Below are 11,309 nucleotides of genomic sequence, written 5' to 3'. Positions count from 1 at the left end.
CGGTAACGCGGTAATCCTTATCATACCGAATCCCCTACAGAGGGTATCATGACAAGTTCGGCAGAGTACGAGTGTCTGAGCTGCGGCCTCCGGACCGAGGACGCCGACGAGAACGAATGCCCGAAGTGCGGTGGTGAACTCCGGAACGTTTCGCTTCCCCGCGAGTAACGACAGTCCGATCGCTTACTCTTTTGCTGGCATGCTCCCGTCGGTGTCCCGGTAGACGAGGCCGACGAGGGCGAGGCCGAGGACGAGGGCACCCGCACCGACAGCCAACGCTATCGCGTCACCGGTGACCGAGTTCGCGATGGTGAGAATACCCGCGATGACAGCGCCGCCGCCCAAGCCGACGCCGAAGCGGTCGAAGAAGCTGGTGGTGCCACCCGACTGGACCGCGGACTCGGCCGACTGGTCACGCGAGGACTCACGCAGTTCCTCTATCGACCGCCGGAGGGCCGCGAGGTCGTCCGCCGTCGCGACCGACGACCGGAACTCGTCGAATTCGTCGGCCGTCACGACGTCCGAATCCCTGGAATCCAGCGCGTCCTGCGTGACCATCTTCGCTTCGAGGCTGTCGAGATCCTCCGCCGTCACGACCGACGATTCGAGTGCAGAGAGTTCGTCCTGAAGGTCTGCGACCGTCGCTTCGAGGTCGGCCCGGCCCGTCACCTCGTCTTCGAGGTCGTCGAGGCGTTCCGAGAGTGCCGAGCGGGAATCCGACAGCTCTTCGACCTCGGCAGCGAGCGCATCGTCGCTCGTCGCGTCTTCGAGCCGGGTCGCCAGCGCGGCCACCTCCTCGGTGCTTGCGGGCTCCTCGTCCGTCGAGTCCACCGCCGCTTCGAGGTCCTCGACGGTCGACCGGAGTGTCGAGAGGTCCGCCGTCAGCGAGGACAGGTCGGCAGCGAGGTCGTCGAGGTCGTCGGAAGACGGGCCGGATTCCGCCTGCGTGTCGAGTCGGTCACGAACCGATTCGAGTTCGGCTTCGAGGTCGCTCGCGGTGGAACGGGTCTCGCGTACGGTCGCCTCGAGTTCGTCGACGGTCTCGGCGTCGGCAGCCGCGCTCTCTACTGCGGTTATCTCCGACGCCATCTCTGAGACCCGCGTGTCGACCGCCGCGACCTCATCGTCCACCGTGGCCACCGCCGAGTCGAGGTCGGCCAGCCGGGTATCGAGTTCCGAGACGTCCGAGTCCAGGTCGGTGACGGCCGAGTCGACGTCCGAAACCGCCGCGTCCACGGTCGACAGCTCCGACTCGAGTGCCTCGATAGACGCCTCGATACCCGAAACACGGTTCTCGAGGGCGTCGACCGTCGCCGCGTCTGCACCGTCGGTCTCCAGACTGGAGACCGTCTCCTGCAGGTCTGCCAGGGCCATGTCGGCCTCCAGCACGTCGGACCGGAGCGCCTGCAGGTCGTCGTCGGTCGCGCCGTCGGCAGCGAGCGCCTCGACTCGCTCGGCGAGTGCCGCGAGGTCCTGCGAGACAGAGGCGACCTCGTCCGTGGTTGCCGCCGTGTCGTCGAGCTGGTCGAGGCGGCCTTCGGCCTCGTCGAGGGCCGCGGAGACGGTATCGACGTCCGCCCGAACTGCAGCCACGTCGTCGTCGAGCGACCCGAGGTCACCCGACAGGGTGTCGACCGTGTCCTCCACGGAGTCGAGACCGGTGGTCAGCGTCTCGATGTCGCCAGACAGCGTCTCGATGTCGGTGGCGTTCGACGCACGCTCGGTTTCTCCCTCGTCGACTCGGGCGGTCAGGTCCTCGGTTGCAGAATCGAGTGCGGCCAGGTCGTCGGCCACCTCGTCGACCGCCGTGCTCACCTCCTCCAGGTCGTCCGCGACCGTCGAGAGGGCTGACGCGCTGGCGGTGCGTTCGTCGAGTGCCGCCAGGTCGGCCGAGAGGTCGTCGACCGTCGCGTCGAGCGCGGCCAGGTCGTCCACGGTGGCACTCGCCTCGTCGACCGCGGCCAGGTCGTCGCGGAGGGCCGCGACCTCGGCGTCCAGCGTCTCGACGGTCTCGTCGAGAGTCGACACCGTCTCGTCCAGTCCCTCGACCGTCTCGGCGTCGGCCGCCCGGTCCGAGAGCGCGGAGAGGCTCTCGGAGAGGTCGTCAAGCGCGGTCTCGAGGGTGGAGACCGTGTCGTCCAGCGAGTCGACCGACTCCCGTGTCGCGGCGGTCTCCTGCAGCGATTCGAGGTCGTCCTCGACGGTCGCCAGCGTGTCTTCGGCTGCGGAAAGGTCGGCGTCGGTCGCCGCTTCCTCGGCCAGTTCACCGAGGTCATCACGGAGTGTGGACAGGTCGTCCGCCAGCGCGTCGAGGTCGGTCGCCGCCGCGGCCCGGCTATCGAGGTCGCCGAGCGCGTCGTCCAGTTCGTCGAGCGCCCCGTCGAGGTCTTCGACCGTCGCCGAGAGGGATTCGAGGTCGTCCTCGCGTGCGGCCGACTCCGACAGTGCGTCGAGGTCCGCTGCGGCCGCGTCGAGGTCTTCGCGGATGCTCGCTATCTCGTCCTCGCGGTTCCCGAGGCGCTCGAACATCTGCTCGATGGCGCGGTTCGAGGAGTCATCGTCGGGGTCGTCGCGGCGAGGAGGGCTGGCACTGCTGGAGCGCTGGGTGCCAGCACCGGCACTTCCGGCCGTCGCGGCCGCCCCCGACAGCGTCTGCTGTGCGAGCCCCTCGTCGTCGCCACCGCCATCGTCGTCGGACTCGTCCTCCTCGCTCGCGGCGATGCCCTCGTAGCCGTCGATGCCGGACTCGGCGGCCGCGAGCGCGCCGAGTGCTGCGCTGTTCGCCGGGTCGGCTGCCATCCTGACGTCGCCGACCGAGAACGGGAGGGGAGCGGCGTCGAGTTGCGCGCCGAGCAGCATCTCCATGCCCGGGACGCTCCCGCTGCCGGCGACGACGACCGTCGCGGCGATGCCCGACTGCAGGTCGCTCTCGTCGGCCTCGCGCTGGACCGCCTCCGCCACGTCCCCGAGGAGCTGGTTGTAGGCGTCGGCAAGCGCCCCGTCGACGCCCTCGGAACTCGTGTCCAACCCGAGCGTGAAGTCGTCGCGTGCCTCGGCGACGGTTTCGACCGATTCACCGGTGGCGTCGGCCGCCTGCGCGACCAGCCAGTCGCGGCCCTTCGCCAGCGAGAATCCGAGGACGGGGACACCGTAGAAAGCGAGACAGACGGTGGTGACCGCCGGGCGCACGGCCACGCCGAGGCCGGTGTAGTTCCCGTCCGAGAGCGCGTCGTAGAGGACCGCGAGGCCGGTGTTGAGGGGGGTGGGCTCGTAGCCTTCTCCGGAGAGGCCCTCCGCGACCGCCTCGCGGTGGTCGGTCGTCGGCTCCTCCGCATCGAGGAACCGCCCCGGCGTCGTGAAACAGATAGATTCCCCGTCGTCGCCCGCGAGTACCTCGTCCGCGAGCGCGCCCACCAGTGCCGCGTCGTCCTCACGCGGAATCACCACGTCGTTGGAGAAAAGCGGTTCAGGGTCGGTGTCGGTTGCCTCGGCGACCCTGATCGCGTCGTCGCCGAGTATCAATACGGTGTCGCCGCGGTCGAGACAGCAGAGGTCGGCCGGGTCGAACCCGGCATCCGTGAGTGTCCCGTGGGGGACCTCGACGACCGATGCCACACTCGTGGCAAGTGTCGCGTCCCCGCCCTCGCCTCGTGCCGCCGTCAGTGTCTCCGTCCCGATGTCGAGTCCAGCCACCATGTCAGAGTAATCGTACGCCGGTTGTCGGGCATCTGTCTTGGTGTTTGTGTCAGTGAGAAAACCGCTTTCGGGGCTGTGCGGGATTCGAGCGTGGAATCAGGGAGGGTGTGAAGCTGGGTCACTGGCGATGGGCAGCGAACTCGCGCCGATGGCGATGGAGACCGCCCCGTCCCCGTCCCGCCTCCGCACCGCCACGGCACGGTCACAAGAAGAGACGCTTACAAGAGGAGAATAGACGCGCCCGAGAAGCAGGGTCGCGCGAGCCTCAGACCGGGTCCATGCCCGCTTCCTCCCGCAGCACCTTGATGTACTTGCGGAAGCCGGATTCGAGGTCGTACTGCACCTCGTAGCCGGTATCCTCCTGGAACGCGGTCATGTCCAGACGCTGGGTCCAGGGCAGTTCGCCCTCGTCGCTCACTTCGATGTCGGCGTCGGGCATGATCTTCTCGACGGTCTCTGCGGCCTGGCGAATCGAAGCGAGTTCGCCGCGGACGTTGTAGACGCGCTGGCTGAGGTCCTCGTCCGGGGTGAAGGCGGCGAGTCGGAACGCCTGCGCGATGTCCTCGACGTGCTGCCAGTCGATCTCCTGGTCGCCGTACTCCACCGAGAAGGACTCGCCCAGCGCGGGCTTCTCAATGATGTTCGCGAGGAAGGCGGAGCCGCCCGTTTCGCGGTACGGGCCGTAGGCGACCGTCGGCCGGATAGCGACGTGGGAGACGTCGTGGTCCTCGTAGTAGACGCGGGCCTGGTGCTCGTTGTACTCCTTGGTCGCGCCGTAGAGCGTGTCCGGGTAGACGAGGTCGTCCTCGGAGACCCACCAGTCGCCGCCGTCGTCGTAGTTGTGCGGCGGGGCGTACACCGCGGCGGAAGAGGCCCAGGCGACGCGCTCGACCTGGTCGTCGAGGGTGCGCGCGGCCTCGAAGATGTTGTTCGTCCCCTCGATGTTGACCTGCATCGCGGCGCGGGGGTTGTCACGCGCCGTGTTGGTCAGCAGGGCCGCCAGGTGGACGATGTGGGTCGTGCCGGTCTCCTTGACCGCGCGAATCACGTCGGTGGAGTCGCTCACGTCGCCGCGGCGGACCTCGACTTCGTCGGCGATACCGAGCTTCTCGAGGATTCGCGGGTCTGTCGAGAGGTCGTAGGCGACCACGTCGTGGCCGTGGTCGATCAGGTCCTTCGCGACGTACGACCCGATGAATCCGGTGCCACCAGTAACGAGTACCGTGCTGTCTGCCATGTTCGCAAGTTCTGCCACGGTCTGCAAAAAGGTTCTCGTCGGCCCGTGCCGGGTGCCCGGCTCGCACGGCACCCGAAGATTGAGGCCATGGCACCGCGAGTGAGGACCATGGTCGCAGTTGCCGAGCACTACCGCCCGCCGCCCGAGTCCGACCTCGAAGTGGGCGTGTATCGAGTCGTCGGGCAGGACGACGAGCGGGTCACGTTACTGCGGGTCGGTGACGCGGCCGAACGTCGCGCCGTGACCGGTGAGGTCGTCTCCGTCTCGCACGAGGCGCTGGCCGGGTTCGACCGGGTCCGCGAACCGAGCAGCGGGCTCGCGGGCTTCGTCGAGAACGTCGTGCAGGGACTCGTCTGGACGGTCAAGGGCGTGTTCCATCGCTAGGGGCCAGACAGCGGGGAGAATCGCCGGTGTCACCGGTCGGCACGGGTGACGCTGACACCGGGTGGCGGCCACGCCCGAGTCGTCGAGGGTGGGGTACCACGGGTGGAGACACCGACGTCGGATCGGGGTCTCGGGGGGTGGGTATCGACGAGTCGGTCGGGGCCGGCCGGTCGACACCGGCTGGGGTGGGGGAGACAATGTGCCGGTATCGCCTGCCGAACCCCGCACGGGCCGCCACGTTCCACGGAACACACCACCGAAATAAATAAATTTCTATTACTTCCGCCAGGAAATAACCGCCTGCGACCGGGAGGAGAGGGCTGAACCTGAACCCGCAGCACGAATTATCAAGAGGGTGACCGTCGAACCTCCACCCGTGGCTGAACACGACGTCGATCTCGCGACGGTGCTCGCGGACCTCGACGCCGACGAGTCGGGGCTGTCGAGCGAGGAGGCTGCCCGCCGACTCGAGGAACACGGCCGGAACGAGTTCGTCGAGGGTGAACGGCGTCGCATCGTCGATATCTTCGTCGCCCAGTTCCAGAGCGCGCTCATCTGGGTGTTGATAGCCGCGGCTGTCGTCGCCGCGGCGGTGGGCGATCCCGTCGATGCCGCCCTCATCATGGGTATCGTGATTCTGAACGGCGTCTTCGGATTCTTTCAGGACTACCGCGCCGAGGAGAGCCTGCGTGCCCTGCGGGAACTCGCCGCGCCGACCGCGTCCGTCCTTCGCGACGGTGAGCAAGTCGAGATTCCCGCCCCCGAGGTCGTCCCCGGCGACGTGCTCGTCCTGACCGCGGGCGACGCGGTTCCGGCCGATGCACGGCTCCTCAAGGCGACCGACCTCGCAGCCGACGAAGCCGCGCTCACCGGGGAGAGCCTGCCCCAGTCGAAAGAGGCGGCGGTCCTCCCGACTGACACCGCCGTCGCGGACCGTGACAACCTCGTATACAAGCAGACGACGGTGGTCCGCGGGTCGGGGCGGGCGGTGGTGTACGCGACCGGGATGGACACCCAGGTCGGGGCCATCGCGGCCGAACTCGGGAGCGTCGAGGAGCGGGAGACGCCCCTCCAGCGCGACCTCGACACGTTCGGTCGGCGGGTCGGCCTGGGCGTGCTCGTCCTCGCCGCCATCATCGGAGGTGTACTCGTCACTGGAGGTGCCAGCCTCATCCGGGCCGGCCTGACGGCCATCTCGCTGGCGGTCGCGGCGGTCCCCGAGGGCCTCCCGGCCGTCGTCACGCTCACGCTCGCACTCGGGGTGCGCCGGATGGCCGACCAGAACGCGCTGGTCCGGGAGCTCCCCGCGGTCGAATCCCTCGGGTCGGTCGACGTCGTCGCCACCGACAAGACGGGCACCGTCACCGAGGGCCAGATGACCGTCACGAAAGCGTGGGTCCACGAGAACGAGTTCACGCCCGGTGAGGCCGACCTCGACGACGAACGCCAGCGACTGCTGTTCGAGATCGGCGCGGTCTGCAACGACGCCACCGGCGAGAACGGCGACCCCACCGAGGTCGCACTTGTGGAGTCCGCGAGCGCGGTCGGGCTGGACACCAAAGCCCTCCGCGAGGACCGCCCCCGCACCGACGAGGTGCCGTTCTCTTCGGAGCGCCGCCGGATGGCGACCGTCCACGACGAACGCAGTTTCGTGAAGGGCGCGCCCGAGACCGTCCTCGAACAGTCCACGCAGGTCCTCACCGCGGATGGACCGGTCGCCCTCGACGACGAGACCCGCGAGCACATCCAGGCGACGGCGGACGGGTTCGCCGACCAGGCGCTCCGGGTCCTCGGATTCGCCTACGGCGACCCCGCGGCTCCGGAATCCGACCTCGTGTTCGTCGGCCTCCAGGGCATGCAGGACCCGCCCCGGCCGGAGGTCCGCGAGGCTATCGCACAGACGAGGGACGCCGGTATCGCGGTGAAGCTCATCACGGGCGACAACCGCCGGACCGCGGCCGTCATCGGCGAGCAGGTCGGTCTCTCCGGCGACGTCATCACCGGCAACGACATCGACGCGATGGACGAAGGCGAACTGGAAGACGCGGTCGAGACGCACGACGTGTTCGCCCGCGTCCTCCCCGAGCACAAGGTCGCTATCTGTCGCGCCCTGCAGGCCAACGGGCACACGGTCGCGATGACCGGCGACGGCGTCAACGACGCTCCCGCGCTGAAACACGCCGACGTGGGCATCTCGATGGGCGAGCGCGGGACCGAGGTCGCCAAGCAGGCCTCCGACCTCGTGCTGCTCGACGACAACTACGCGACCATCGCGACCGCGATTCGGAACGGGCGGACCATCTTCGACAACATCTGGAAGTTCGTCGCCTACCTGCTGTCGGCGAACTTCACCGAGGTGATGCTGGTGTTCATCGCCTCGCTGTTCGGCCTGCTCGTCCTGCCGCCGGCGCAACTGCTGTGGATCAACCTCCTCACCGACGGCCTCCCGGCAGTCGCCCTCGGCGTCGACCCCGAGAGCGGCGACGTGATGGACCGGCCCCCGCGGGACCGGAGCCTCGGCATCCTCGACCCGCAGATGCTGCGGACCATCGGCGGTCTCGGGGCCTCCTCGACCGTCGTCATGCTCGGACTCGTCTACTGGCTCGTGACCAGCAACGGCGGCTCGACCGAGTACGTCGTCACGATGGTGTTCACCACCTTCGTCGTCGTCGAGTTCGCGAAGCTCTACGTCGTCCGGTGGATTCCGGGCCGGCCCGAGCCGAACCGCTGGCTGGCCATCGCCGTCGTCGCGTCGCTCCTGTTGCAGCTCGTCGTGCTGTATTTCGGCCCGCTGCAAGAGGCGTTCGAGGTCGTCCCGCTCACGCTTGCCGACTGGGCCATCGTCGGATTGGCAACTGTCCTGACGACGATTCCGATGGTCGGTGTGGTGTGGTTGCTCAGGAAGCGCGCGCCGGAAGTCACGACGACGCCGGTCGGCGAGTCGCTCCCACAACAGGGCGATTGAGCCCCGCAGTCAGCGCCTTACTGCGGCCCCCTGTCGTCGGGGCGGTCGTCGCCTCGCGCGCCCGTCTGGAGGACCGTCGAGGTCGACGTCTCCCGGTGGACGGCACGGTGCTCGAACAGCAACTGCTTGTACTCGAAGTCGACGAACATGTCCAGCTGGTCGTCGTAGTGGTCGCTCTCGGTCCCGTCCGGCGCGACGTAGCCGGAGTTTCCCGGTGGCAGGACGTTCTCCGCGACCGGCTCGTCGCCGAGGCGGACGAAGTGGTTCTCTGTCCCGCGGTTGAGCCAGGGCATGTCGCCGGCATCGCCGACCCCGATGGGCATGCCGAACAGCGCGAGGTTGTCGAGTTCGTCGATTCGGGCCGCCGTGCGCCACGACTCGACGTCGTCTCCGTACTCCGCTTCGAGGTCAGCACAGGCCGCGCGGAACGCGTCGACGAAGGCCTGGTTCGCGTCATCGCCCGCGTAGTCGGCTGCGAGGTCCATCTCGGTGTCGGCGGGGTCGAGGACCCGCATCAACGTCCCGCGACCGTACCGGTAGGTGAGGAAGAACGAGGCGGGACCGTACGCCGGCCCGAACGCATCGGCGAAGACGTTCTCGAGCACCTTCGGGAACGTGGCGTTCCAGACGGTGTAGCCGACCGGATACTCGCCCGTGAAGTCATCACCCGTCCCCTGTCGGTAGTGGTCCCAGTCGGCGACGGCGTCGCGGGCAGCCCGTTCCGTTTCTGTGAGGTCCGCGTCCGCGAGGGCGTCGAGCAGTGCGTCGCGGTACCGGATGCTCCGGAGGTCGACGAACGAGATGTCGTAGACGACGTCCTTGAGGTCGTCGTAGCCGACCGAACCGGCGGTGTCGAGTTCGTGCTCGACGAGGTTGATGATGCGCTGGACTCGGTGGTCGGTGCCCCACGAGTAGCTGAGGTCGCCGTTGTTCCAGCCCGGCGCGGGCTTGTTGTTCCACTGGGCCGAGTAGCCACGTGGCGGGTTGATGCTGTATGGGACCTCCCCGTCGGCCGCCCGCAGGTAGTCGTCCTCGGTGAGTTCGTACTGCGTGCCGTCCGCGGGCAGGCGCGTGTCCCAGGGCACCGACTCGGCGTCGGGGTAGCGACCGAGGTGGAAGTAGCCGATGTCGCCGTCCTCGCCGGCCCACATGAAGTTCAGCGCGTAGTCGCACTGGCGGGCCGCCTCGCCGTACTCCTCGGCAGTCTCGGCGAACTGCGATTCGAAGAACGCGGCCCAGGAGTTCATGTCTCGACCGGCGTAGGACTTCGTCTGGGCGATAGCCTCACCCGCGTCGGGATTCCACTGGGTGACGACGCCGTGGTGAGTCCGCCGGAGTGTCACCGTCTGGTCCTCGCCGCCCGCGACAGGAATCGTCTGCTCCTCGGCATACACCTCGCGCTCCTCGCCGCGGAACTCGTAGGTGTCGGGGCCGTCCTCGCTGGTCTCGATGGACTCGACGAACGTCTGGATGCAGTTGTCGATGCCCGCGGTCGAGGTGAACGCCCCGTTGCGGTTCCGGCCGAACATGATGAAGGGATACCCGGCGACCGTGATGCCGGCGACGTCGAAGTCCGGGCCGTGAAGTCCGGCCTCGTACATCACCGAGGGCGTCGAGAAGCCCATCTGCGGGCCGCCCATGAGTATCGCGTCCCCGCTGTCGGTCACGTCGCCCTGGACGGCGAGCGCGTTGCTGCCGTATTTGATGGGTAGACCGAGGTCGTCGAGGCCCCTGGCGAGTGTCCGGACCCGGTCCATCTCTGCCTCGTGGACGCCTCGCGCGTCGGCCGGGACGCGAGCGTCCCCGCCTGTCACCCGGTTGGTCGGCTGGTTCTGTTCCCCCGTCACGCCGCGCTCGGTCCCTTCTGCGGCTGTCGCGCCAGCACTGGCGTCGTCGCCTGCCGGGGTGTACGGCGGCACGTAGACGTCCTCGGGCTGGACGCTGGAGGTCGGCGACCCGGGGTCGTTCCCCCAGTTGAGGTCGTGGAACAGTTCCATCGCTCGCTCCTCGCCGACCTGCCCCTCGAGGATGTCGACGACCAGCGCGCCGAGGGTCTCCAGCTGGAAGCCGCTGAAGAAGGCCATGCTGGCGACGTACATCCCGGCGACGTCCTCCTCGGTGAACGGCTCGGGCTCGAACCCGTTCTCGACGAACCCCTGGTGGAACTCTCGGTCCCCCTCGCGGACCGACTCGATGTAGCGGTTGATGCCCGACGCGAACGCCTGGAGGATGGCCCGGTTCGCCGGGTCCATGTCCGCCAGTTGCTCGGGCAGCGTCGTCTCCGTGAAGGTGTTCTCGCGGGCGGCGACGTCGAAGTCGACCCACTCCTCACCGAACACCTCGGCGACCGTCCCGTGGTAGTACCGCCGGTAGAGTTCGAGCTGGAACAGGCGGTCCGTGGCGACCGCGTACCCGAACCCGAAGAAGACGGGTGTCCGGTCGTCGGCGTTCCGGGCGTAGATGTGTGGAACCCCGTAGTCGTCGCGCCGGATGGTGACGGTCGTCGGGTCGCTCGACTCCCCACCGTAGGCCAGCGTCGTCTTGCTGGCGACAGCGGCCGCGGCCAGGCCGGTTCCGGTTCGCAGCAGGTCTCGTCGTAGCACGCTCCCCCGACCATGGCTGGTGTTGTCTGCCATATTCCCATTGAATTACCATTGGCCTGTATAATCAACCCCTGTTGTGTGAGTGTTTTTTACGTCCGACGTGACCAATGGTGTTGTTCTATTGACCTTTTGGGGCACGGCTACACTCGACTAACTCGGAGCCGGGAACGCGCCTCATATCCGGTTCGCCGTCGACTCTATCCAGCCCGTCACGAACAGGACACCGCCGATAGCGACCGGACCGAACCCGAGCAGGGCGACGGTTCCCGGGAGCGAGGTCCCGAAGCCGTCGAAGACCACGGACCCGGCGACGATCCGGAGTACTGGCTGGGAGGGCTCCGGCGGCGCGACGGCCCAGAGCAGGACCCAGCCGGTGCCGGCGAGGGCAAGGAGCACGCCGAAGACTGCCCGACCGTTCATACCC

General features: G+C 68.1%; 7 protein-coding genes. 3 read left to right on the top strand and 4 right to left on the bottom strand.

Going from position 1 to position 11,309, the window contains the following annotated elements; all coding sequences use genetic code 11:
* Positions 1–48: 48 nt before the first annotated feature.
* A complete protein-coding gene (locus tag ACSC1S_RS08255) occupies positions 49–168 on the top strand; it encodes a rubrerythrin-like domain-containing protein (RefSeq protein ID WP_435363899.1) in 120 nt (39 codons plus the stop codon).
* Between the two features lie 15 nt (positions 169–183).
* Here ACSC1S_RS08255 and ACSC1S_RS08250 read toward each other — a convergent pair whose 3' ends face one another.
* Positions 184–3,696, bottom strand: coding sequence for a disk-shape morphogenesis protein volactin (locus ACSC1S_RS08250; RefSeq protein ID WP_435363898.1), 3,513 nt, complete (start codon positions 3,694–3,696; stop codon positions 184–186).
* A 265-nt stretch (positions 3,697–3,961) separates the two neighbouring features.
* The gene (locus ACSC1S_RS08245; protein WP_435363897.1) at positions 3,962–4,933 is read right to left on the bottom strand and encodes an NAD-dependent epimerase/dehydratase family protein; all 972 of its coding nucleotides are present in this window, start codon (positions 4,931–4,933) and stop codon (positions 3,962–3,964) included.
* 108 nt (positions 4,934–5,041) lie between these two features.
* Here ACSC1S_RS08245 and ACSC1S_RS08240 point away from each other — a divergent pair, with 108 nt between their 5' ends.
* Both ACSC1S_RS08240 and ACSC1S_RS08235 read left to right on the top strand, forming a co-directional pair.
* A complete protein-coding gene (locus ACSC1S_RS08240) occupies positions 5,042–5,317 on the top strand; it encodes a hypothetical protein (RefSeq protein ID WP_435363896.1) in 276 nt (91 codons plus the stop codon).
* A gap of 376 nt (positions 5,318–5,693) precedes the next feature.
* Complete coding sequence (locus ACSC1S_RS08235) at positions 5,694–8,282, top strand: cation-translocating P-type ATPase (RefSeq protein ID WP_435363895.1); 2,589 nt, start codon at positions 5,694–5,696, stop codon at positions 8,280–8,282.
* Between the two features lie 17 nt (positions 8,283–8,299).
* Here ACSC1S_RS08235 and ACSC1S_RS08230 read toward each other — a convergent pair whose 3' ends face one another.
* Positions 8,300–10,918 (bottom strand): penicillin acylase family protein, encoded by a 2,619-nt coding sequence (locus tag ACSC1S_RS08230; protein ID WP_435363894.1) that lies wholly within the window; start codon positions 10,916–10,918, stop codon positions 8,300–8,302.
* Between the two features lie 141 nt (positions 10,919–11,059).
* Positions 11,060–11,305 (bottom strand): hypothetical protein, encoded by a 246-nt coding sequence (locus ACSC1S_RS08225; RefSeq protein ID WP_435363893.1) that lies wholly within the window; start codon positions 11,303–11,305, stop codon positions 11,060–11,062.
* Between the last annotated feature and the right edge of the window lie 4 nt (positions 11,306–11,309).

It is taken from the genome of Haloarchaeobius pelagicus (assembly GCF_051207375.1).
In the GTDB taxonomy this organism is placed as follows: Archaea; Halobacteriota; Halobacteria; order Halobacteriales; family Natrialbaceae; genus Haloarchaeobius.
The sequence above is the reverse complement of the archived record's forward strand: the minus strand, read 5'-3'. Positions and strand labels throughout refer to the sequence as shown.

Coding starts and splice junctions, on each gene's coding strand:
- ACSC1S_RS08240 (WP_435363896.1), top strand. CDS start 5,042: ATGGTCGCAGTTGCCGAGCACTACCGCCCGCCGCCCGAGTCCGACCTC.
- ACSC1S_RS08255 (WP_435363899.1), top strand. CDS start 49: ATGACAAGTTCGGCAGAGTACGAGTGTCTGAGCTGCGGCCTCCGGACC.
- ACSC1S_RS08250 (WP_435363898.1), bottom strand. CDS start 3,696: ATGGTGGCTGGACTCGACATCGGGACGGAGACACTGACGGCGGCACGA.
- ACSC1S_RS08225 (WP_435363893.1), bottom strand. CDS start 11,305: ATGAACGGTCGGGCAGTCTTCGGCGTGCTCCTTGCCCTCGCCGGCACC.
- ACSC1S_RS08230 (WP_435363894.1), bottom strand. CDS start 10,918: ATGGCAGACAACACCAGCCATGGTCGGGGGAGCGTGCTACGACGAGAC.
- ACSC1S_RS08245 (WP_435363897.1), bottom strand. CDS start 4,933: ATGGCAGACAGCACGGTACTCGTTACTGGTGGCACCGGATTCATCGGG.